At 66.6% G+C, this 22,915-nt stretch carries 23 protein-coding genes and 2 pseudogenes; 13 read left to right on the forward strand and 12 right to left on the reverse strand.

Translation table 11 applies throughout. The features are described from left to right. Positions 1–23: 23 nt before the first annotated feature. Positions 24–2,114, forward strand: coding sequence for an aminodeoxychorismate synthase component I (gene pabB / locus APZ21_RS12030; RefSeq protein WP_054813361.1), 2,091 nt, complete (start codon positions 24–26; stop codon positions 2,112–2,114). Here the strand turns inward: pabB and APZ21_RS12035 are convergent. Beyond that, positions 2,111–2,605, reverse strand: a complete 495-nt coding sequence (locus APZ21_RS12035; protein WP_054813420.1) for a hypothetical protein — start codon at positions 2,603–2,605, stop codon at positions 2,111–2,113. The two genes, pabB and APZ21_RS12035, sit on opposite strands and share 4 nt — an antisense overlap. A gap of 134 nt (positions 2,606–2,739) precedes the next feature. On the opposite strand from APZ21_RS12035, the gene APZ21_RS12040 reads away from it, so the two are divergent. Further along, the gene (locus APZ21_RS12040) at positions 2,740–4,533 is read left to right on the forward strand and encodes a TerD family protein (RefSeq protein ID WP_275426200.1); all 1,794 of its coding nucleotides are present in this window, start codon (positions 2,740–2,742) and stop codon (positions 4,531–4,533) included. Between the two features lie 84 nt (positions 4,534–4,617). Here APZ21_RS12040 and APZ21_RS12045 read toward each other — a convergent pair whose 3' ends face one another. From APZ21_RS12045 to APZ21_RS12055, 3 genes are all read right to left on the reverse strand, one after another. Beyond that, positions 4,618–5,355, reverse strand: coding sequence for a TetR/AcrR family transcriptional regulator (locus APZ21_RS12045; protein WP_054813363.1), 738 nt, complete (start codon positions 5,353–5,355; stop codon positions 4,618–4,620). Between the two features lie 37 nt (positions 5,356–5,392). Continuing rightward, on the reverse strand, positions 5,393–6,622 hold the full coding sequence (locus tag APZ21_RS12050) for a cytochrome P450 (protein ID WP_054813364.1): 1,230 nt from the start codon (positions 6,620–6,622) through the stop codon (positions 5,393–5,395). Positions 6,623–6,953: 331 nt separating this feature from the next. Next, positions 6,954–7,247, reverse strand: a complete 294-nt coding sequence (locus tag APZ21_RS12055) for a hypothetical protein (RefSeq protein ID WP_054813365.1) — start codon at positions 7,245–7,247, stop codon at positions 6,954–6,956. A 222-nt stretch (positions 7,248–7,469) separates the two neighbouring features. On the opposite strand from APZ21_RS12055, the gene APZ21_RS12060 reads away from it, so the two are divergent. Beyond that, complete coding sequence (locus tag APZ21_RS12060) at positions 7,470–7,760, forward strand: hypothetical protein (RefSeq protein ID WP_054813366.1); 291 nt, start codon at positions 7,470–7,472, stop codon at positions 7,758–7,760. Here the strand turns inward: APZ21_RS12060 and APZ21_RS12065 are convergent, their stop codons facing one another. After that, the gene (locus APZ21_RS12065) at positions 7,761–9,005 is read right to left on the reverse strand and encodes a vWA domain-containing protein (RefSeq protein WP_054813367.1); all 1,245 of its coding nucleotides are present in this window, start codon (positions 9,003–9,005) and stop codon (positions 7,761–7,763) included. It abuts the gene before it with no gap. Positions 9,006–9,307: 302 nt separating this feature from the next. Here APZ21_RS12065 and APZ21_RS12070 point away from each other — a divergent pair, with 302 nt between their 5' ends. Next, entirely contained in the window at positions 9,308–11,122 is a 1,815-nt protein-coding gene (locus APZ21_RS12070; protein WP_054813368.1) for a CocE/NonD family hydrolase C-terminal non-catalytic domain-containing protein, read from the forward strand. A gap of 226 nt (positions 11,123–11,348) precedes the next feature. Here the strand turns inward: APZ21_RS12070 and APZ21_RS12075 are convergent, their stop codons facing one another. After that, positions 11,349–12,284 carry an MBL fold metallo-hydrolase gene (locus APZ21_RS12075; RefSeq protein ID WP_174553644.1) on the reverse strand — a complete coding sequence of 312 codons (936 nt, stop codon included), beginning with the start codon at positions 12,282–12,284 and terminating at the stop codon, positions 11,349–11,351. Positions 12,285–12,537: 253 nt separating this feature from the next. Here APZ21_RS12075 and APZ21_RS12080 point away from each other — a divergent pair, with 253 nt between their 5' ends. From APZ21_RS12080 to APZ21_RS33955, 9 genes and pseudogenes are all read left to right on the forward strand, one after another. Next, positions 12,538–13,311, forward strand: coding sequence for an IS5/IS1182 family transposase (locus APZ21_RS12080; RefSeq protein WP_054813369.1), 774 nt, complete (start codon positions 12,538–12,540; stop codon positions 13,309–13,311). Positions 13,312–13,325: 14 nt separating this feature from the next. After that, entirely contained in the window at positions 13,326–13,787 is a 462-nt protein-coding gene (locus APZ21_RS12085; protein WP_156371019.1) for a hypothetical protein, read from the forward strand. Positions 13,788–13,909: 122 nt separating this feature from the next. Then, a complete protein-coding gene (locus tag APZ21_RS12090) occupies positions 13,910–14,242 on the forward strand; it encodes a WXG100 family type VII secretion target (RefSeq protein WP_082393031.1) in 333 nt (110 codons plus the stop codon). Positions 14,243–14,275: 33 nt separating this feature from the next. After that, positions 14,276–14,566: a WXG100 family type VII secretion target gene (locus tag APZ21_RS12095; RefSeq protein WP_054813372.1), complete on the forward strand. Its 291-nt coding sequence runs from the start codon at positions 14,276–14,278 to the stop codon at positions 14,564–14,566. Further along, entirely contained in the window at positions 14,563–16,023 is a 1,461-nt protein-coding gene (locus APZ21_RS12100) for a hypothetical protein (RefSeq protein WP_054813373.1), read from the forward strand. The genes APZ21_RS12095 and APZ21_RS12100 overlap by 4 nt, the downstream gene beginning before the upstream one ends. A gap of 10 nt (positions 16,024–16,033) precedes the next feature. After that, on the forward strand, positions 16,034–16,348 hold the full coding sequence (locus APZ21_RS12105; RefSeq protein ID WP_054813374.1) for a hypothetical protein: 315 nt from the start codon (positions 16,034–16,036) through the stop codon (positions 16,346–16,348). 247 nt (positions 16,349–16,595) lie between these two features. Continuing rightward, positions 16,596–16,700, forward strand: a pseudogene (locus tag APZ21_RS36305) (HNH endonuclease); the annotation flags it as partial. A 104-nt stretch (positions 16,701–16,804) separates the two neighbouring features. Continuing rightward, positions 16,805–17,627 (forward strand): annotated as a pseudogene (locus APZ21_RS32925) (ISL3 family transposase); the annotation flags it as partial. 45 nt (positions 17,628–17,672) lie between these two features. Then, positions 17,673–17,840 carry a hypothetical protein gene (locus APZ21_RS33955; RefSeq protein WP_156371021.1) on the forward strand — a complete coding sequence of 56 codons (168 nt, stop codon included), beginning with the start codon at positions 17,673–17,675 and terminating at the stop codon, positions 17,838–17,840. Between the two features lie 329 nt (positions 17,841–18,169). Here APZ21_RS33955 and APZ21_RS12120 read toward each other — a convergent pair whose 3' ends face one another. The 6 genes from APZ21_RS12120 to APZ21_RS12145 form a co-directional block, all read right to left on the reverse strand. Continuing rightward, entirely contained in the window at positions 18,170–18,688 is a 519-nt protein-coding gene (locus APZ21_RS12120; protein WP_156371022.1) for a restriction endonuclease, read from the reverse strand. A 1,158-nt stretch (positions 18,689–19,846) separates the two neighbouring features. Next, a complete protein-coding gene (locus APZ21_RS12125) occupies positions 19,847–20,302 on the reverse strand; it encodes a hypothetical protein (RefSeq protein ID WP_054813377.1) in 456 nt (151 codons plus the stop codon). Between the two features lie 95 nt (positions 20,303–20,397). Continuing rightward, positions 20,398–21,183: a DUF2637 domain-containing protein gene (locus APZ21_RS12130; RefSeq protein ID WP_082393032.1), complete on the reverse strand. Its 786-nt coding sequence runs from the start codon at positions 21,181–21,183 to the stop codon at positions 20,398–20,400. After that, on the reverse strand, positions 21,180–21,629 hold the full coding sequence (locus tag APZ21_RS12135; protein WP_156371023.1) for a hypothetical protein: 450 nt from the start codon (positions 21,627–21,629) through the stop codon (positions 21,180–21,182). Before APZ21_RS12135 ends, APZ21_RS12130 begins: the two co-directional genes overlap by 4 nt. Beyond that, the gene (locus APZ21_RS12140) at positions 21,626–22,159 is read right to left on the reverse strand and encodes a hypothetical protein (RefSeq protein ID WP_054813380.1); all 534 of its coding nucleotides are present in this window, start codon (positions 22,157–22,159) and stop codon (positions 21,626–21,628) included. The genes APZ21_RS12135 and APZ21_RS12140 overlap by 4 nt, the downstream gene beginning before the upstream one ends. 76 nt (positions 22,160–22,235) lie before the next feature. Continuing rightward, positions 22,236–22,913, reverse strand: a complete 678-nt coding sequence (locus APZ21_RS12145; protein ID WP_054813381.1) for a hypothetical protein — start codon at positions 22,911–22,913, stop codon at positions 22,236–22,238. Between the last annotated feature and the right edge of the window lie 2 nt (positions 22,914–22,915).

The following is a 22,915-nucleotide window of genomic DNA, read 5'->3' on the forward strand; positions in this document are numbered from 1 at the left end:
CCAGGCGTAGGGTTCTGCTCACCATGCGCACGTTGCTCATCGACAATTACGACTCGTTCACCTACAACCTGTATCAGCTGATCAGCGAGGTGAACGGGATCGAACCGGTGGTCGTGCGCAATGACGAGTTCGGTTCCGTGGCCGAACTCGCCACGGCCGAATTCGACAACGTCGTCATCTCCCCCGGCCCCGGACGACCCGACAACCCGCGCGATATCGGCATCTCGGCCGAGGTGATCGCGCGGACCGACCTGCCGTTGCTCGGTGTCTGCCTGGGACATCAGGCGATCGTGGTGGGCGCGGGCGGTCGCGTCGATCCCGCCCCGGTGGCCCGCCACGGTCACCTCGACCCGATCACCCACGACGGACGCGACCTGTTCGCCGGGCTTCCGCAGAATTTCACCGCCGTGCGCTACCACTCGCTGTGCGCGCACGGCCCGCTGCCGCGAGTCCTCGAGGTCACCGCCGCCTGCCCCGACGGGGTGATCATGGGCGTACGCCATCGCCTCCGACCGCAATGGGGCGTGCAGTTCCACCCGGAATCCGTCGCCGGTGAACACGGCGCGGCGCTGCTGCGAAATTTCGCCGAGCAGACCGCACGCCACCGCGCGCCCGCGACCCCGCCGCGGCTGTCGGATCGCACCGCGCGTGGCGCCGGGACCCGTATCCCGAAACCGGCCGAACGATGGCGACTGCACCACCGCGTCATCGACCGGGCGGTGGACACCGAGGCCGCGTTCACGCACCTCTACGGCGATTCACCGACCGCCTTCTGGCTCGACAGCGAACACGTCGAGCCCGGCTTGGACCGATTCTCCTTTCTCGGCGACGCGAGCGGCCCGCTGGCCGAGGTGGTCAGCTACCGGGTCGGCGACGGCCACGTCGTCGTCGCGGACTCCGCGGGCGACCGGCGCACGGTCGCGGGCGGCATCCTGGACTACCTGGCCGAGCAGTTGCGTCGTCGCACGGTCGAGATCCCCGATCTGCCTTTCGATTTCGCCTGCGGCTACGTCGGATATCTCGGCTACGAGGTCAAGGCGGACTGCGGGGCCGCCGCCATCCACCGCGCCGCCACCCCGGACGCGCAGTGGATATTCGCCGATCGACTGGTCGCGGTCGACCACGTCGCGGGCCGCACCCACCTGCTGACCCTCGCCGATCCCGCCGACGAACACGCGGCACCGACCTGGCTGCGCGACACCAGCGCCGTCCTGGATTCGCTGCCCACCTGGTCGAATCCGCCGTCCCTCGACCCGCCCTCGGATCCGGGCTCCCTCACCGATCTGTTCACCCGCGGCCGCGAGCGCTATCTCGCCGATATCGTTCGCTGCCTGGACAAGTTGCGGGCGGGCGAGTCCTACGAGATCTGTCTCACCGACACCGCGTCCGTGCCCGCGGCCGACACCGACGGTCTCGACTTCTATCGGGTGCTTCGCCGCTGCAATCCCGCGCCGTATGCCGCCTATCTGCGATTCGACGGACTCGATATCGCCTGTTCCTCGCCGGAGCGCTTCCTCAAGGTCGATCGCGACCGGACGGTGGAGAGCAAACCGATCAAGGGCACCGCCCCGCGCGGGGCCACACCGGCCGAGGACGAGCGGCTGCGGCGCGAGCTGACCGAGAGCGCCAAGACGCGGGCCGAGAACCTGATGATCGTCGATCTGCTGCGCAACGATCTCGGACGGGTGTGCCGGATCGGCAGCGTGCACGTGCCGAAGCTCATGGCGACCGAAACCTATACGACACTGCATCAACTGGTGTCAACGGTGCGCGGCACACTGCGTCCCGAGGTCGACGTGATCGATTGCGTGCGTGCCTGTTTCCCGGGCGGCTCGATGACCGGCGCGCCCAAGCTGCGCACGATGGAGATCATCGACGAGCTGGAAACCGAAGCGCGCGGGGTGTATTCGGGCACGATCGGCTTCCTCGGCCTCGGTGGCACGGCCGATCTCAATATCGTCATCCGCACCGCGGTGCGCCACGACGGCCGCTGGCGCATCGGCGCGGGCGGCGCCATCGTGCTCGATTCCGATCCGTCCGAGGAGTACCGGGAGATCCTGCTCAAGGCCGCCGCGACATACCGTGCGCTGCTGGTCAGGACCGCGGTGCGCTAACGCCGTCGCTTCTTCGGGGGCGGCGGCGGTTGCTCCTCGGGCCGGGAGCGCCCGCCCATTCCGGTGACCCGCCCGAGTATCGACGCTCCCGGCAGCCGTGACATCGCGCCGAGGACGTCCTCGCCCAGCGAGATCATCGCCTCGAGGCGCGGCAGCAGCCGATCGTAGGCGGCGAAGGCCGGATCGGCGAGGGCCAACGTGCGGTCGAGGCGATCGAGGGTCGAGTTGAGCCGGTCGACGGCGGCCGAGAGGTTCTCGATGAGGTCGGGCAACTGCGTGGCCAGCTGCGCCGAGGCGGGCGGCAGCCGGACCGCGGCCTCGAAGGCGTGACCAGCGGTGAGTTGGGCCGATTCCAGCGCCTGGCCTGCCGCCGCCTGCGCGGCCTCGACCGCGGCTTGCGCGGCGGCGAGGATTTCGGCCGTGCCGGGTACCCGTGAATGCGGCGGTTTCGGGCTCGAAGACCCTCCTGCCTGCCCTTTCGGGGTGGTCATGTGCACCACTGTGCCGGACCAGCGGCCCGAAGCACGGGATATCCGGCCACCGGATCCTGTGTCGCGCCATCTGGCCGGTCGGCCGGGCCGCTCGGCGTGTCGGAGGGGCGTGGCACTATTCGAGCACGATGAGAATGAGCAAGGGCGCCAATACAGCGGTACCGACATCGCTTCTAGCCGTGGTTGTTTCATGGCGATCCGACCACGCCGTCGATGCGCACGCGCTGTTGCTGACCGAGTCGGGCCGGGTGCGCTCTGACCGCGATCTGGTCTTCTTCAACGCACCCCGACACATATCCCAGGCGGTGACGCTGGATCAGGAGCCACAGCCCGGCACCGCGCGGCTGAGCGTGTCGCTGCCGCGCACCGAATCGGAGGTGCGGCGGATCGTGGTGAGCGGATCGCTGGACGAGGGCACCTTCGGCGATGTCGCCGATCTCACGGTGACCGTGCACGACGCGAGCGGTCCGGTCGCCGGATTCGACCTCGGTGACTGTGATCCGGTCGACGCCATGATGTTCGGCGAGTTCTACCGCCGTGACGGTCTGTGGCGGTTCCGCGCCATCGGACAGGGGTGGAGCTCCGGTCTGGCCGGTCTGGTCACCGAATTCGGTGTGCGCGTCGACGAGCCGCCGAACCGGTCCGTACGCGCGTCGAATCCCTTCGCTCGGCCCGGACGGACGAATTCCCATACGCTGGCGCGCCTGGCTCCCCCGGGTCCCGAAATGGCTGCCGTACTGACGAATTTGACCACCGCGCCGGATATTCCGGCCGAGTCCGCGCCGACCTCGCAGGGCTCCCCGACGAGCCGACCGGTCGATCTCACCCGGCGCGCCGAACTGCCCGCCCTCCCGCCGCCACCGCCGGACCCGCAGCGGGCCGACTGGTATCTCGATCCGCACGACCCCGCCCGGATGCGCTGGTGGGACGGCTCGGAATGGACCTCGGAGACCTACCGTCGCGCACCCGCGCACGCCCGCGAATGCGACCGATGCGGATACGCCAAGCGCCGCAGACTCTTCGGCGGCACGGCAGAATGCCGCACCTGCGCCGAGCGCGCCGAGGAATTTCTCACCCACTGGCACGGCCGCGCCGCCCGGGTACTGGCGAGCGCCGGTCCGCACGGACCCGACTGGGAAGCGCTGTGGGCGGCGCTGCGCTATCAGCGCGTGGACGAGGCCGCGGGACGGCGGTCGCTGCGCGATATCGGACTGGCACACGTGGAGCGGTTGGCGACCTTCGCCTTCGCCGACGGGGAGATCGCGCAGGAGGAATACGACGCCTTCGAGCGCGCCGTCGCGGAATTGTGGCTGAACGGCCCGCTGGTCGAGGAGCTACGCGGGCACATGCGGCGCGGGCGCACCCTGTCGCGCCTGCGGGAAGGCGCGCTGCCGCTGCTGCGCACGCCGGACCTGCATTTGGACCCGGAGGAGCGCGTCCATTTGGACCTGCCTGCCACCCATATCCGCCATCTCGCCCGCGGGCCCAGACTCACCGGAGGCCGTCTCATCGCCAGCAACAAGAAGCTGCGTTTCGTCGGCGCGGGCGCGGGAACCGAACTGCCTTGGAATCGAGTGGTTTCCGTGCGGGTCGACCAGGGCGCGGTGGTGATCGCGGCGACCTCGGCGCGCGGCGGCGCCACCTTCACCGTCGATGACCCCGACTATGTGGCCGCCGCGCTCGAGGGCGCGCTGCGAGTGGCCAAGCGATTGGTCCTCACCCCGGGCCAGCGGGATTCGCGCAGCATCCCGCAGGAGGTGAAGGCCGAGGTGTGGCAGCGCGACGGCGGCCGCTGCGTCGAATGCGGAAGCGGCCACTATCTGGAGTTCGACCACGTCATCCCGCTCAGCCGCGGCGGCGCGACCAGCAGTTCCAACCTCCAGATCCTGTGCCGCGCCTGCAATCGCGCCAAGGGGGCGCGCATCTGAGCGGGCCGTTCCGCGCGCCCCCGGACGCCCGGACGAGCCCGTGCGCGCGCAGGAGGAGGACGCGCAGGTGATCGCGCACCGGATTCAGTCGCCGACCAGTCCGGCGGTACGGCCCAGATCGGCCAGCATGGCGTCGAACAGGATCTCAGGATTCGACAGCGGGATCGGATAGTTGCCGAACACCTCGAGGGTCACGTGCCCGTAGAGGCGGGCCCATATCTGGATCATCAGATAGGTCACGCCGAGATCCAGTTTCTCGGCCGGGAATTTCTGCCCGGACTCCGACAGCGCCGCGAGCAGTTCGGTCTGGAACAGCACCAGGTCCTCGCGCAGGTCTGCGGGGATGACATCGGTCGGCGGGGTCACGATGTCGTAGGTCGCCAGCAGGCGGCCCGCCGCGGCCAGGAACACCCGGCCGAACGGTTCGTCGAATCGGCGCGGCACGGGCGCGCCGTCGGTGCCGGTCGAGGCGAAGACCAGGGTGAATTCCCGGGTGTGCGCCAGCGCCCAGCGTCGGAACCCGCGGCAGATCGCGAAGAATTGGATCACGCCGTCGTCGGGCAGCGTCGCGATCTCAGCGGTCAGTTCCGCGGCCAGATCCGCGCAGAATTCCTGCCGCAGGCGCTCGAGCAGATCCTCGCGCGACCGGTAGTAGCGATACAGCGCGGGCGCGGTGATGCCGAGCGCGCGGGCGATCGCGCGCAGTGTGAGCGCGTCGGGACCGAATTCGCTCAGCAGTTCCCGGGCGACGCGGCGGATGTCGACATCGGTGACGACCGGAGCGCGGCCCCTTGGTTTCGGCTGCCCGTCGGTCCTGTCCACATCGCCGCCTCCCTGTCGCCCGATAGGGCGCTCTCGATCAAGCGTATTCGACCTCCCAGCGCTTGATCCCGTTCAGCCAGCCCGACCGCAGCCGAACCGGATCGGCGACCTGCCGCAGATTCGGCATGGCATCGGCGATGGCGTTGAACATCAGATCGATCTGCAACCTGGCCAGATTCGCGCCGACGCAATAGTGGGTTCCGGTGCCGCCGAAGCCGACGTGCGGATTCGGGTTGCGCAGCACGTCGAAGGTGTACGGATCCTCGAAGCCGTCCTCGTCGAAATTGGCGGAGCTGTAGAACAATCCGACCCGTTGCCCCGCGGCGATCTCCTGGCCGCCGACCACGGTGTCCGCGGTGGCCGTGCGTTGGAACGCGGTGACCGGGGTGGCCCACCGCACGATCTCGTCGGGCGCGGTGCGCGGCCGCTGCTCCTTGTACAACTCCCACTGCTCGGGGTTGTCGACGAACGCCTTCATGCCGTGGGTAATCGAGTTGCGGGTGGTTTCGTTGCCCGCCACCGACAGCAGGATCACGAAGAAGGCGAATTCGTCCGAGCCGAGCTGTTCGCCGTTGATATCGGCATTGATGAGCTGGGTGACGATGTCCTCGGCCGGGCACGCGCGCCGTTGTTCGGCCATATTCCACGCGTATCCCATGACCTCGGCGGTGGCGGCGTGATGGTCGCCGCCGAATTCGGGATCGTCGTAGGAGATCATCTGGTTGGTCCAGTCGAACAGTTTCTTGCGATCGTCCTGGGGCACGCCGATGAGTTCGGCGATGGCCTGGAGCGGCAATTCGCAGGCGACCTGTTCCACGAAATCGCCGCGACCCTCCTGCTTGGCCTCGTGCACGATCCGCGCGGCGCGTTCGGTGAGCGCGGCCCGCAGATTCTCCACCGCGCGCGGGGTGAAGCCCTTGGAGATGATGCGCCGGACCTTGGTGTGCTGCGGCGGGTCGAGATTCAGCAGCAGCATGGAGCCGAGCATGTCTATCTCGTCGCGGGTGGTTGCCTCGTCGAACCGGATGATGGCGGTGTTGCGCTGGGAGGAGAACACGTCGGGGTTCTTGGAGATCTCCTTGATGTCGGCGAGCTTGGAGATCACCCAGTAGCCGCCGTCGTCGAATCCGCCCGCGCGGCCGGACTGCGCGCACCACCACACGGGGGCGGTTCGGCGCAGTTCGGCGAATTCGCGAACAGGCAGGCGGGCGGCGAGCAGGTCGGGGTCGGTGAAGTCGAATCCGGCGGGAATCGAGGTAAGGGTCACGGCTGTCTCCTTGGTCTGGGCGGCGGACCACCTGGCGCGGTCCAGTCCGTCTGCCGAACACCGCGTCGGATCGCATCCAAGGAGATGGAACCACAGAACCGAGGTTCGTGAACAGTGTTTAGTAAAACCTGTTAACTTTCTTTGGCGCACAGCCTCTGCAAGGCGGTAGCCATCAGCTATCGGTTACGGAAGTCGTCGCCCGGCGGCCCGGACGCGAGCGCGCGGTCCCGATCGATACGGAACGCGGCTCGACCACTCGGAGAGTACGGCGACAACCCGTCCTATCGACGGTTGCGCGCGGAAGTCGTGCCCGCGAGCGGGAACCCGCCGATCAGGCGCCGATCACGGCGTTCATGATGGTGCCGGCGCTCGTCGCGACGACACCGCCGATCATCGCACCAGCGACCATCTTCGGCGATTCGAGCCCGCTCCCCTGCCACTTCTCCCAGGCGAACTTGCCGCCCGCGTAGATGATGGCCACGATGCCCGACAGCATGGCGAACCAGGTCGCGTACCGAACGAATTGCATGATCTTGTCCGACAGCGGCGGCGCCTCCGGCGTCGGATTCCCCAACTGCGCCAGCGTCGCGACGGAATCGCCGATCGAAGTCAGCACGATACTCAACGCCAGATCCTCCTGTGCCCGCGAGGGCCGAAAACAACTCGGGTACCGCCACATCGGGCGAGGCGCCGCCGGGCGGAAACACCGGCCACGGCGACCGGACCCTCGACCGCCGCGCGAATCCATCATCCCGAGCGCGCGGGACTCACGCAACCAGGTGACTGCGTCACACCCCGGAAACCGATACCATTCTCGGTGGATGTCCCATACCCCGCCCGAGTCAGAATGAGCAGCACGCCAATGATACTGGTCACCACATACGACGTTCTGGCACAGATCGGCAACCCGTCTCCCGAGGCGCCGCCGATCTCCGACAAGTTCCTCCAATTGGTCCGTTACCTGACATGGTTCGTGCTGTTGTCGGGCATCTGCGGAATCATCTACGCGGGTGGCAAGTTCGCGTGGGAGAAGTGGTCCGGCGGCGGCCTCGAGTCCCCGAAGATGGTCGCGGGCGCGATGATCGGCGGCGTGGTCGCCACCAGCGCCGGCACCATCATGAACGCCGTGATCGGCTGATCAGGCGATAATTGCCGCGGCCCGGGCGGCACGCAGCCAGTCCGGGAACTCACCGAGCAGGCGGGCATACAGTTCAGCGTCGTCTACAACGTCGATATCGTCGAGGGCGAAGAATCCGGCATTGTCGACAACGCGCCCGTCCAACTCGTCGAGCGTGCGCAGCACGCCGTAATTCGCGCGCCCCAAACCGACGAACTGCCAGAACGCGGGCAACCGGGACGCTTCCCGCATCAATTCGGCTATCTCGCGTTTCTTGGCGAACCCACCGTCGGTGAAGAACAGCACGAGCGTCGGTCGGCCGCCCACTCCGAGGCCGTCGATGATGTCGCGCATGATGGGCAACTCGTCATTGCGCGCGCCGATGCCGTCGTAGTCGAACCCCTCGTGCGTCCCGGACAGATGCAGGAAGGTTCGCGACCACTGCTCACCGTGCGCGACTTCGATATCCGGGAGTTTCAGAAACGACCGCGCGTACAAGTACGCCTCGAGCGTGCCGTCGTCGTCGAGCTGGGTGGCGATCGGGATCACGCGCTCGACCACCCGGTGCACGACCTTCTTGCCGTAGAGCCGCTGCATACTGCCGGTCTTGTCGATCACCAGCAGCACTCGCGCGCGAATCCCCCACGCCGACTTGCCGATCAGCACCTTGGCGACCTCGCGTTTGCGCAGGTCGAGCCGGGTGCGTTTCTCCATCGACAGCGTGGCCTCCCCCGGCACGGTCCGCACCGGCGGTTCCGGTTCGGTCGCGGCGGGTTCACCGTCGTCCACACTCACTCCGTGATCGGTGACCAGCGCCGCGAATCCGCCCGCGTATCCCTGCCCGACCGCCCGCACCTTCCAGTCGGTCCCGCGCCGGTACAGTTCCAGCGCGATCACCACCGATTCGCCGCCGAGTCCGTCGACGGTGTACTCGTACAGGGCGTTCCCCGCGATATCGGCCACGGTCGCCACCGGCGGCCGGTACTGCCCGAATGTCGCGCCTTCGGCGTCGAGGGTGACAACCACCCGAACCTGCGCGATTTCGGCGGGCACCGCGGCCAACGACACCGTCAACCGGCCCTCGCGCAATTCCACGCCGGGCGCGGCGGGTTGATTGAAGAAGACGAAATCCGCGTCCGAACGAACCTTCCCGGCCGCGGTGACCAACAGGGCCGACACATCCGCGTCGGCCTCGACGCCCACCGACACCGCGACCGCGGCCACCTCCAGCGCCGCGTTCTGCCCCTTCACCAGCGAACCGATCACCTGTGTCTCCCGTCCTCGCCGCGCCCAGCCTACGTCAGCGATCGCCCGGCGGCCGTAGCTGGACCCTGGCGACGGCGATATCGCAGCGCGGCAGCGACTTTCAATTCCGCGGCGATGGATCGCCATCTTCCATAACCTGTCGCCGCGATCGAATCGGTCAGTTGCGATAATCCGATGATTACGGGCGCGAAGTCCGTTTTCCCGGCGCGCGATCAATTCCGCGACAATGGCTCCCACGCCGTGCCACGCTATGTCCGCAATGCAGTTCTCCGAATACCAGCAGGGGAAGGATTGCGATACTCATGGCACAATACGACTCCACCATCGGCATCACCGCCGAGCAGGTCGCCCGGATATCGACCGGCGGTATGTGGGACGAGCAGGGAGCGGTTCGTCCCGAGGCGGTGCATTTCGCCACGAATCTGGTGCGGGCGCTGGAAACCCGCAGCGGCAAGGGTTTGGTGCCCGATACCGTGGACGAGCTCGTCGGCCGGGCGCTGAACGTCGCGATACCGTCGTTCCCGCGCATCGAGACCGCCGAAGGTTACCGACTGTCGGCGCATCTGCTGCGCCAGACCACCGCACGGCCGCGGCCACTGATCGTCATACCCGCCGGGTGGACACCGGTCGGTTGGCCACTGTTCGAATACGCCTATCTCACACTGGCGGCCAAGGGCTACCACGTCTTGGCCTACACCCCGCGCGGTATCGGCTGGACCCGCCTGCCCGAGACGAACCTGCCCTGGTTCGGCACCTCCGAGGGCACCGTCGACGTGGCCGGGCCGCGAGATCGCGAGGACGGCTCGCGGGTGCTCACCCACGCCATCGACGCCGTCGCGCCCAGCGGTATCGCCTTCATGGGCGAGTCCTACGGGTCCGGCATCAGTCAGCTGGTGGCGGCGCACGATCCGCGCGTCGACGTCGTGGTCGCCCTCAGCACCTGGGGAAATCTCGCGACCAGCCTCTACGCCAACGGCACCCGCCATCTCGCGGCCGTCGAGGGCCTCATCGGACTGACCGGCGGCACCCGCGCGGAGAAGTTCGACGCCGACGCCGAGGAGATCCTGCGGAAGTTCTTCGAAGGCCGCGATATGGACGATGTCGTCGCGTGGGGCACGGAGCGCGCGCCCGAGACCTACCTCGACGGTCCCGACGTCCGCGCGATCCCGACGTTCTTCTCCAACACGTGGCACGAGGGACTTTTCGCCGTCAACCAGGTCATCCCGACCTTCGAGAAACTGCGCGGCCCCAAACGCCTGAACATGTGGATCGGCGACCACGCCGTGCCCGAGGGCCCCGGCCTCATCGCGCCGCCGCTGCCCGGCGCGGAACCGAATCTTCCACTGCGAGAAGCCTACGCCTGGCTCGATCACCACCTGCTCGACACGGACAACGGCGTCGACGCCTGGCCGCAGGTGAGCAATCAGATCATGTTCACCTACGTCACCGAACCCGATGTCGTCACCGGCGAGCACACGATCATCGAACCGGCCCGGCGCGAGGAACGCGCCACCTGGTCCGAGGTCTGCCTCGAATTCGAGGAATTCGTCCTCACCGAGGAACAGGGCGACGGCGACGGCGTGCTCACCGCCGACACCGTCTCCGGGTGGCAGCGCCGTTTCACCGTCGGCAAGGAACCCGCGATCGTCGCGATGGACAAGATCATGACAACCGGCCAGCAGGAATGGTCCGGCAATCCGAAGATCTACCCGACCACCGAGTTCGACCGCAGCCAGGTGCTGATCTGGTCCACCCCGCCGCTGTCTGCTCCCGAAAGCGGCGACACCGCCCGCCGTATCCGCGGCATTCCGCGCCTGCGCCTGACCATCGCCAGCACCGAACCGACCGCCACCGTGGTCGCCTATCTGCTCGACGTCGCCCCCACCGGCGCGGGCCGCATCATCACCCACGAACCTGTCACCCTCCCGGTGGACGAGCCCACCACCTTCGAATGGGAACTCCAGGCCGCCGCCTACGACATGCCCGACGGCCACCGCCTCATGCTCGTCCTCGACGGTGCCGACCCGCTCTACTCCACCGCCAACCGCGTCGACACCACCATCACCATCACCGCCCCGCCCGGCATCCCCTCCCGCCTCCAACTACCCCTCGGCTGACCTCGTCGCGGCCCGGCCACCGGCCGGGCCGCGACCTTCGAACCATCCGAGGCCACCGGGATACCGCACTCGCGCAAATGCGTTAGCCGACTACGCCGGCCCGGTTCCGCACCGCGCGGGAACACTCGACGTGGAACGCTTCGGGCGCCCCGGCATCGGCCCAACTGTTTCGCCGCCGCCCACAACCGGGACCACGGCGCACACGGAGTGCCGCGACGACTACCGATCAGTCACAGGGCACCCAGGACGTGTGACCGTTCTCGTCGCGGCGCACGCGCCCGAAGGGGACGTCGGCGAAATGGAGGCCGAAGGCGAGGTCACCGCTGTCGGCGAGGTCGTCGACGAGCTCGCGCCGATGCGCCACGGCATCCTCGGGGGCGTAGTCGGCGGCCGAAATCCAGTCGGGATGCCGGATCTGGACCGGAGAATGGAAGGCGTCGCCGAAGACGACCAGGCGGCGACCGAGCGAGCGCACGACGAATCCGGTGTGGCCGGTGGTATGCCCCGGCAGGGCGATCGCGCGCACGCCGGGGAAGAGGCGGCTGTGTTCGGTGATGGTGCGGACGCGCGGGGCGAGGACATCGAGGATCTGCCGGTTCATGAGGCCGCCCCTGGCCCACTCGGGGAAGGTATCGATCATGGCCGGAGTGAGCGACCGCCACCAGTCCCATTCGGTTTCGCGAATGTAGTAGCGGGCGGAGTCGAAGGGCGTGGCGGCATCCGAGGGCGCCGAATGCAGGATCCAGCCGAGATGGTCGAAATGCAGATGTGTGATGGCGACGGCCTCGATGCGGCCGAGTCCGTCGATGCCCGCGAGGCCCTCGAGCAGTGCGCCCGAACGCATTTCGCCCGTCATGTGATTGTCGGGATGGTCCGGCAGGGTGATCGGCCCCGCGCCCGCGTCGATGAGCAGCGCGCGCCGCCCGCGGCGGACGAGCAGTCCGCCGAGCCCCGCCACGAGGTTGCCGTTCTCGTCGAGATGATCGGCGTGCGCCGACCAGTCGTCGTCGGTGGCCGTCGGCAGCCAGCCGCGGGGTTTGAGAGCGACGTAGCCATCGGGGACGTAGGTCAGGCGCAGGAGTCCGAGCCGGATGGTACGCCGCTGCGGCGGACGACGCAGCCGTTCACCGAGAGCCGTAGCGGTCGAGGATGTTGTCAACATGACGAGCCCTTCCGATAGTGAAGATGAGTGTGGCGCAACCACATCGCAGCCGAAGCAAGAATGGCGCCCATAGGTGTCTACTCATATGAAAACAAGCGATGCTAATTCATCCAGCTAGGCACACTGAAGCTATTTCATCCTCGGTGAGATGCGTTGGGCAGCAACGCGATCGGTGCGGCGTGTCGTCGCCGGATAGGAAGGAGCCCCTGGTAGATCAGCTGTCGACCAAAACCGCTGTACACCAAGGGCTCCGATGCTGTTCTACCGTTCCACGCTGCCGTTGTCACGTCAGACCCTCACCTATGTCGCCGGACTGATCCGCCGGCACCGCACCGGGATCGGCTCGGTGTGGCGCAAGCTCGACCCGAGCCGCCAAGCCCTGCTCGTGCTGGCCTACCTGCGCAGAGCCGAGACGTTCAGCGATCTCGGCGCGGGATTCGAGGTATCGACGACGACCGCGTGGCGGTATGTCGAAGAGACCGTGGAATTGCTGGCCGCCCGCGCGCCGACACTGCGTTCGGCACTGCGGCGAGCCAAGCGGCGGGGGCACGCCTACCTCGTACTCGATGGCACCGTGATAGCGATCGACCGGGTGGCCGCGGATCGGCCCTATTATTCGGGTAAGCACCGCCACCACGGCATGAACGTGCAGGTCATCGCCACACCGGACGGAGACATCGCGTGGGTGTCGGATGCGTTGCCCGCCAGCGTGCACGATTCGAAGGCCGCCTGGATCTGGCAGATCATGCGCGAACTCGAGGCATGCGGGCTGATCGTGTTGGCGGACAAGGGCTATCACGGTGTCGAGGGCCTGATCACCCCGTACAAGGGACGCGGAAAACCGGAATCACAGAAGCGGGCGAACCGCGCCCACGCGAAACTGCGGGCGCCTGGTGAACGCGCGAACGCGCAGCTCAAATGCTGGAAGATACTGCACAAACTGCGCTGCTGCCCGCACAAGGCCGGGGCGCTGGTCAAGGCCATCCACGTCCCACAAGAGCGTGAGATTCACACCAGCCGAGGATGAAAAAGGCTCACTGAATGCACAATAAACCTGCACAGCATCGGAATATTTCGCATCGACGCTTCTACTGGCATGGACATATGGCCTACCCTTGCGGACATGCCACGCAAGCGCGCCATACCCGAGCCGTGGGCCTCAGCCATGGCCGCGCGGATATCAACAACCGCAACGAACTCGCCGGCATCCACGCGACCACGGTCAGCCGGTTGATCGACAACCCCGAGCACCCATCATCGCTCGAACCGATCCGCGCCGTAGCGCAGGCCCTCGAACTCGATGTGCGCGATGTTGCGCATTGGTCTGGCGTCGCACTCGAACTCGATGAGCCGTTCGTCGCACCGCCGGAGGCGGCCCTCTTGGGACGCGAACAACGCAAGCTCGTCTCCGACCTCATCCGCGCACTCGCGGCGACGAACCGATATCCACGGCCGCCCTTGAAGATTCAGACCACCGGCATTGTAGTCCTATCCGGCGACTAGCTTGTTCCACAAGCGGCCACCGATGCATGGTTCGGATCGAGAGATCTCTGATGGAACCGAACATGCATGGCCCACGTCTAACCTACTGAGACCAACAACGACCGATAACTGAGAGAGTGTGCATGGCTGACGATTCATCCGCCGCCAGCTCACCATTTGCGATTGTGCCCGACCATGTTTCGGATGCCGGACAGTACGTGCAGCGGACCGCGCAAACTCTCGTCAACGGTGTGCGATCGGCCGACGCGGACGTGCAGGGGCTGATGACGAGCTGGAAAGGCACTGCGGCCAACGCCTATGCGGCGGGGTGGGAGGAAACCCGCGACGGCGCCCTACAAGTACTCGAGGCCCTGAACACCATGGCTGAACTGCTCGGTGTGGCAGCGGTCGAATACACCAGCACCGACACCACCAACACCACCGCGCTGCGGCAATCCTCACTCGATCTCCCGTAGCTGATTCCGCGTAACCGAGCAGGACTGTGGCACATGAGGTATCAGGTCGATCTCGACCACCTGGACGACGTAACCACGCGCATCGGCGGACTGAACGATTTCCTACGGGAATCACTGCGCGAGATCGATGAACGCATGGCCGCGATGCAGAAGAGCTGGAACGGCAACGCCGCCGACAAGCAAGCCGAAGCGCACCGGGAATGGGCTACTGCGGCGCAAGAGGTTCGGGAGGGGATCGAGGCCATGCAGGCCGCGGCCCGTACCGCGCACACCGCCTACAACGACGCGGTCACCGAGAACCTGCGCGCTCTGGGCCGCTCGTGACCGTTCTCGATGTCGACACCAGCGTCTACTACGACGCCGGTAACAAGCTCGTCTCGCTTGCCGCCGACTGGTTCGCATCCGTTGATTCGTTCTGGCCGACCTTCAACCAATGCCAGGCCATGACCGGGTCCTACGACGAGGCCACGAAATGGGCCAAGACCTACGACATGCGCGCCGAAGAGCTATTGGACATGTCCAACGACCTCGCCGAAGCGGTGCACGCCTACGGGTGCGTGTTGTTGGAAATCGGCTACAACCACGCCGTTGCCGAATACAACGCGACGGTCGGCACCGATACCCCGGCGCCGGATAAGCCGGCCACCCCCGGCCCCGTGGCATACCTGTGCCGGGTGCCGCTGCCGAGCGCCGGAGGACCCGGCCAGGGCCTGATCGATGGCGGTGTGAAACTGGCCGAAGCCATCGGGATCACCATCCCGGACGGGAATGTCGATCTACTCGCGCGCGCCGCCGACACCTGGACCAAGATCGCCGACGCCGGACCGGTGGCAAAGATGGCGGGGGAGTTGGAACGGGTCGCCTGGTCGTTCGAGGCGATTGTTAGCCCCGAATACGATCACATCGATGAAGATTTGCGCGCCCTGCGTGACGCCGCCCTGACCACCACCGCCGCGTTCTATGAACTGTCCGCCAGCGCGAAAGACCACCACGACGGCCTGGTCGAGCTGCGCGAAAACATGAAAAAGGTCCTCGAGGATCTGGGCGAAGAGCTGCTCAAAGAGCTGCTCATCACCGTGGCAATCGCCATCGCGGCAAGCGTGGTGACCTTCGGTATCGGCGCCGCCGTGGCCAGCGCGCGTGTCGTGGCTATTGCCGCCCGATTCGCACGCCCGATTCGCGCGCTAATCGATGCTTTCAAGGCCGCCCGACTCGGCAAAGGGGTGAAGTCGGAACAGACCCTTGCCAAACATGCCAAAGAACTGAAACGCATCAAGGGTTTGAAGGCCAAGGCGACGCCGAAGGTGGAACCGAAAACGGCACCGACACAGTTCGCCGGTGAAATGTCCACCGAGGAACGATGGGTGCTGACCCGCGGCCCCAGCCGGGACCTGATTCGCGGGCTGCGTGAAGGGAACCTCACCGCCGATCAGCAGGCCGAAGCCCTCCGAATCAACGTCGCACTGGACAAGCTACCCCCGTACCAAGGCCCGGTGACCCGGCATATTCAGATGACGCCCGAGGAACTCGCCCGATTCCAGCCCGGAGAAGCAGGGCCGGTGAACGGGTTCATGAATAGTTCCAGCCGCGCCGGTAACGAACTCATGACCAACAGCACGAACACCGAATTCCAGATATTGAGCAAGAGCGGGCGACAAGTCCACGACTACGGGGGGACTCCCGACGAAGTCATGTTCAAGACGGGAACCGAATTCTACTGCAAAAGCAAAGTGACCGATCCACAAACGGGTCGCACCATTATCACGCTGATCGAACCATAGGAGACACCCCATGCCGGAACCAGACGCGGAAAAAGTCGGCCGCTTCACCTTCTACAGTCGCGAAGAATCGGAAGCGCGAGGCTTGATCCCCTCTGATGAAGAACTAGCGCGCGCTGACGAAATATTTGCCGCATTCAACGAGAAACGCCGCAATGCCCCGCCCGAACCTGCACAGTCCCCCTCACTCGGCCTGGGGGAACGCTGGGGGGTCGACAGCCTGATCGGCACCGAATTCGAAGGCTGGACCCGCGACGCGAACGGCCAGTGGTACGACAAGGACGGCCACCCCACCAGCCACGACCGCGACGCCAACCCCGGCAACTGAGCCGCAGTCAGCGCCTAGCACAGGACGGCGGGCCGTTCGGCCCGCCGTTTTCGCGTCCTGACCAGGGCGACCGTGGCGGCGCCCAGTCACCTCGTCCGGCCCGAACCCCCAGCCACGGCAGCGAGCACAACGTCACCGCCATCCCGAGCCGGACCACCGGCCCCGACCCGCGACGAACGCCAGATCCACTACAACCGCGCCGTCTACCACATCGCCAAGCTCACCGACCTCGCAAAAGCCAGCCCCGTGGGCAGATCTCATGGCCGCACGGCACCGCAAAACCCTTGTGGTCTGCGGCAGTTGCCACGCAGCCATCCACGGCAAGAAATCTGTCCCAGCACTCACGGAATAGTCACTGGAGAGCGACGTGCGGTGAAAGTCGCATGCGTCGTTCGGGCTGGGGCCGTGGGAAAAGGACCTGCTCAGCAGGCACCTCGCCGACGGCCCACCAGTACTTTGTGGCACGGGCTGGCGCAGGCAGCCGAAAAGGTGGTCGCCGCACACTCGAGCTGCTGGGCCGCCGCCGCCCCGAAGCGGCAATCACTGGTCCGGGAGAAAAGCACCATCGAACGCTGGCGTGCCGTCCACGGCCTCCTCGACCAAGGGGTCGGATTGCTGGATTGCTTACGACGACTGGGACTTTCGCTGAACACGATGAAACGCTACTCCCGGGTCCCCGAACCGCAGCGGCTACGCCGCCCACCCCAGTACCGGGCCTGCCTGGTCGACCCCTACCGCGACCACCTACGCGCCCGCCGCGCCGCCGAGCCCGGCGTCCCGGTGCTGCGGCTGCTCGCCGAGATCACCGCACTCGGCTACACCGGTGGCCAGAACCTGCTCTACCGCTACATCAACCAGGCACGACTCGACGGCGACCGGATCACACCGTCGCCACGGCGGGTGACCCGCTGGATTCTGACCCGCCCGGAGACAACCTGCCCGCCGGACGACGCGCTCATCTCGATGAACTGCTGGCCGCCTGGCCGGAGATGACCGCGCTGGTCGAGGTGGTGCGCGAGTTCGCGCAGCTGATGACCGAACACCGCGGAGCCGACATCGACGCCTGGATCAAACAGGTCCGCGAGGCCGGGCTAGTCGAACTCGAACCGTTCCTCACCGGGCTCGACCAAGACCACGACGCCGTCGTCGCCGGACTCACGCTGCCCTACAGCAATGGCCCCACCGAAGGCGTCAATACGACAAAACGAAGCTGATCAAACGCCAAATGTACAGGAGCGCAGGGTTTCCCCTTCTCAGGCATCGAATTCTATTGGGATGAGACATGATTTGGCGCTACCACCGAAAGTGGGACAGAGCCGTTAGCTTGACAGACCCATCCGACATCGGTGTGGCTGCCGCACAACTGGGCAACACCGAAGAGGTCACCCGCCGCCACTACGTCCAACGCACTCACCGCGGGCCGGACGCACGGAGCCGGTTCGACGCCTTCGCTCTACCCGAGGAACGCAGCCCCACCGCACAGACCGACTGAACACAGCCGAACACCACCGAAGAACAACGACGTAGCAAACCGGCGGCTTCCGCTGATTCACCTCCTGACCAGCGGAAGCCGCCGCACGACCAACAAGAAGATTCCAGTTGAAAATGACGAGTAAATGTCGACCTGGGCGGTTTCGCCCGTCTCAGAGCACCACCACAAGCCTCTGACCAGCAGTTTTGTGGGGCGGGCGGGGCTCGAACCCGCGACCAATGGATTATGAGATCAAACACTCTCGGCGCTGTGCTTACCAGTGAAGAACCTGCATGTCAGAGAGCATTTCACCATAATCTATTGGTCACAACTGTCCCTCTGATGAACGCTCAACTCCAAAACTTCGACCAGTCGCCATCCCTTAAAAAGCGTACGAAGGCGACATCGTCTAGTTCTTCCACCCACTGCGGGGGGCAGTCCTGAACTAGCAAATCAACGGGAAAGCCCGCAGCCCGTGGTCCTTTCACGACATCAGGCGTCTCAAGCGCAACGGCCATCACATGCGGATTCCTCGCGCCAACTGCACGTGCAACTGCCGAGTTCGTGAAACCCGAGTAGGCGTACAGGATTCCACGATCAGCGCCGACATCCAACAGCTTTCCAACGAACTGGTCGACGACACCGATATCTACCGGACGGCGGTGTCGTTTGCACTCAACCACCACAGTGATCTCAAGACCAACCATCGACCCCTGCACCAACACATCAATCTGACGGCTTGCACCACTAAGGTCGCCGCGGATAGCAACGTCGTGAACGACGCTCGCGTCCCCGTCCATGGCCGCCAGCAAGGTAGCGACCGACTCTTCGTATCGACGCCAGAGTCGTTCCGTTGCGTCGAGCCCCACTGCTCCATACCCCCTACCCCTGGATACCGTCTTACCTGGATGCGGCGACTGCCTGATGGCCTGATCAACGCCGTATAGGTATACGCCAACGTCAATTCCTCAGCATCTCGACTCGGCCCCGGTACGCGATGCCGCGTACAGCTCCAGGGCTGTTGATCGGATCCCTGTGTGCCCTGGCCCCTCTGGGCGGTCTGCCCCGCGGCGAGCGGTGCTTTTACGCGCCCTCCAGGGCGCGCGGCTGTTCGGGTTCGGAGCGCGTTCGGTTGGGACTGTGTCTGTTCCCTCCGGTTTGGCCTGGGGCTGTCAGATCACACGGTTGCCGGGCGTCAAGGGTGGCGCTTGCGCCATCGGCTTGCCGACGCCGCAGGCGCCCTTGATGTTCGGTGACCGTGTGATAGCCCCGTTCAGGCCCAACCGGAGGGAACAGACACACCCGCGCGCAGACCCGCGCGACCACCGGTCGCGGAACCCCGAACCCACCGCACACGCGCCACAACTCACGACCTACGCCAACCGCGTGCAGTAGACCGCAGCCTCCACAACATGACGCCACCAACCACGCCGTATCCCAAAGCACCACGCCCGCAAACTTTCCGATAACCACCCAACGCAACCAATGTCTTTTTCACTCAACCACCACCCCAACCCACCCTCACTCTTTTTTTGATTTCTGATTGCTCCCACCCCCACCCCTGTCCGACATCTCGTGCACACGAAGTGGGTATGAGATGTCGGACAGGGGTGGGGGTGGGAGTGAGCAGAAATCCCGCTCTTAACCGCAGCTCACGGGCGGGTTGGGGTGGTGGTTGAGTGCGGCTGAAGCTGTTCCATGCGTGGAACAGTTTCCGCGTAGTTCTTCGCTGGGCTTTTGCTGCCTCGTTTGCCGAGATCGGGACGTCGAGATCTACCGCCGAATCCACGGCGGGATGCCCTTCCTCGGCCGGATAGTCTGAGTCCGGATCGCTGCTCGTTCAAGGGCGCTCCGATGTCGCGTCGGCTACGCCGATGGCCTTCGGCCACCCTTGAGCGACCAGCGATCCGGACTCGTTTCGCCTTCGGAGGAAGGGCCAGGGGAACAGTCGGGGAAGACGAGACCGGCTGAAGACACGACGAAGCCCCGGCCGAGATTTCGGCCGGGGCTTCGGTTGTGGGTTGGGTCTACTCGGCGGGCGGGGTGTAAGCGTCGAGGCTGTAGACGCGGCCGTAGCCGCCGCCCTCGACCGGCCCCACGTACATCAGGCCGTCGAGTTTGCCGCCGAGCGCGATTCCGCCGGCGCGGGCCTGGCGCACGCCGCGATTGATGGCGCGCTGGATGTCGCGATCGAGGGTGATCAGGCGCAGGCCCTCCTCGTCGGGGGTGTCACGTTCCTGCTCCTCGATCTCGAGGACCAGCGCGGAGTCGATGACCGGGTCCCCGGCCGTGGCGACCATCGGTTTCCGGTTGACCCAGAAAAGCGGCTGTCCCTTGCTGTTGTGGCGGTGCTTGCGGACGACGGCGAGGATCTCACCCGAGACCATCGTGCCGGGCTCGATGTCGCGGCCGAACGGATTGCGGGCGCCCTGGGTCATCAACTCGGTGTTGATCTGGTCCAGGTCGGTGAGTGCGGTGGTCATGATGTTCTCCTCGTGGGAATTCGGTGTGCGTGAAGTCGGTGTCGTAGAGAGCAGGGGCGGGAAGTCCCGCCCCTGGGTGGCGGTCGGGTGATCGGTCAGCGAACCAGGCTCAGCACCTCCCCGCGGTCGTCGTCGCCCTCGTCCTGGACGGTGGCGGCGTGCACGATCTGGGCGACCCGCTGATGCGACAGCCCGACCGTCGCGCCGATGGCGCGCAGTGATTCCCCGGCTGCGTGACGGCGCCGGATCTGCGCGTCGCGTTCGGCGATCGGGTCGGTGTCCACCGCCTCGACGGTCGCTGTCGCCTCCGCGTCCAGCGCTGGCAGGTCGGTGTCCAGTCGTGTCGAGTCGCTGTCCAGTCGTGTCGCCTCTGTGCGGACCGGCGTCCAGTCCCCGGGCTGAGACCGGGATTGGGTTCGAGGAACCTCGATCAACGCGGTGAGCCCGTGTGTGGCTGCGAGGCCGAACAGCGGTGCCGCGCCGGCAACGCACGCCGCGATCGTCGCGGGCAGGATGCGTTGACCGGATTCCGCAGCGTGCAAGCCGTTTCCGATCACGGAGATCAGTTCGGCGGTGAAGAGTTCACCCCAGAAGAACGCCTTCGTCCCGACCGGGATCGCGATGTTCTGCCGCGCCCGGCGTTGCAGCGAGACCAGCGCGACAGCGGACTGGACGATCGCGCCGTCCACGAAAATCGGTCCCGCCCACGCTAGACGCGGCGTGATCCCGGCCATCACGCTCAGTTCGGTCAGCGCCGCGAACGACCACGCGAACGCGCCGAGACCGATCACGATCGTCATCGCCAACGCGGTCAACTCCGCCAGATCCATCCGCCCGGTAGACGGCCCTTGGACGGGCTGGACAGTGGGTGTCGAGTTCATCGCGAGTAGTCCTCTCGGCCGGTCGAGTTCGTCCACGCGCCCCAGGCGGGCGGGTGCACGAGGCGTTCCTGTTCGGCGTGCAGGGCGTGGCCGGACAGCTGATCCAGCGCGTTGTCCAGATCAGCGGCAAGCTCGTGGTTACGGGCCTCCAGATCCGTCGCGCGCCGTTCCGCGCCCGCCCACGCCCGCTCCGCTGCGGACAGGCGGGTCTCCAGTACGGCGATGCGGGATTGCGCGGCGCGCAACCGCGCCTCCAGCTCCGCCGCCGACAGGCCGGGCTGGATCGTCGGCGTCTTCGGCGCCGCCTCGGCGCCCGGGGTCGACTCGACCGCGGCGGCGACGCGCGGGCTCAGGCAGGCGCGGCGCAGCGGCTCGAACAGCCGATCCACCGCGTCGTCGTAACCGGCGCGTGCGGGCATCGTGGCCTCGCTGGTCGGGGCGCTCACCACTGCATCCCGTCACGCGCGTTGGTTGCTCCCCACCCTGCTGCGGCGTTGCTGTCGCCCCAGGTCGGGGCGGTGTCGTAGCCGTCGAGTTCGGTGACCGGCTTGGTCGCCAAGCCGTAGTAGCCGCCCTCGCGTTCCCACACGCGGGTCGCGTAGTCCGAGGTCAGCATCCCGCTGCTGTCCTGCTCGAAACCGTGTTCGGCGATGTGACGGGCCTGCTCCTCGCTGCGCAGCTCGATCGGCGACAACGCCGACGCGCGGACGGTCAACGCCGCCGCGGCGGTCTCCGGGTCCTCGCGCCACCGCTCGGTCGCCTCGGACAGATACAGCCAGTCCGAGGTCCACCGGTCCGGGCCACTGAGCCACGGGTTGGAGTAATCGCCTATGTCGGCGGAGTCGGCGGGATCGTAGGACTCCGGATCCCGGGCGATCCGGTCACTGATCGCGCGGGCTTCCATGAAGTCCGCGCGCATCCGGATCTCGGCGTCGGTCTCGACCTCGTACGGTTCGGGCTCGGTATTCTCGGTCATCGGTTCGTTCTTTCCTCTCAGTGGGTTCGGGCCGATCCAGGCCGGGCGCTGTCACGCCCGGCCTGGGCTTTCTCGGTCAGTGCTCGCGGGTCCGCTCATGGCCGTCCCCGGACTGGAAGTCCGCGGCGACCTCGCCGAAACCCCGTCCCCACGCCGCCTTCTCGGTCACCGGCCGAGGCGGGCCGGGCGGAAGGGCCGCGAGGTCGGGACGGTCGTTCACGCGGGTGACGTAGTGCGAGGTGATCCGGCCCTGCGGGTCGTAGGTGATGCCGTGTTCGGCGATGTGGCGGGCCTGGTCCTCGCTGCGCTGCTGGATCGGCGACAACGTGGTCGCGTCCCGGCGGGCCTGCTCGGCGGCGACCGGGTCGGTGCGCCACCGTTTGGTGGCCTGCTCCAGGTAGGACCAGTGCCCGGCCCACCCCTGGTCGAAAGCCCCGTTCCACGGACGGGTCCACGCCGCCCGCTCCACTTCGTCACCCGGGTCGTATTCCTCGAGCAGGCGGTCACCGAGCCCGCGCGCCTGCATGTAGTCCGCGCGCATCCGAATCTCGGTGTCGGACTCGGCCGCCGTGGCGGCGGCGTCGCGCAGGGTCTCGTCGGTGGCGGGGATCTGCTCGGCGTCCATCCGGTTCATGACCGCGTCGGCCACCTCGGCGGTGAGGCCGTAGCCGGTGCGGGTCGAGTGCGCATCGGCGCGATCAGCCGGGTCGTGTTCGGCCCTCAGATCGCTGTTGATCCTGGGGTTTTCGGTCATCG

This window comes from Nocardia arizonensis, assembly GCF_001310275.1.
In the GTDB taxonomy this organism is placed as follows: domain Bacteria; phylum Actinomycetota; class Actinomycetes; order Mycobacteriales; family Mycobacteriaceae; genus Nocardia; species Nocardia arizonensis.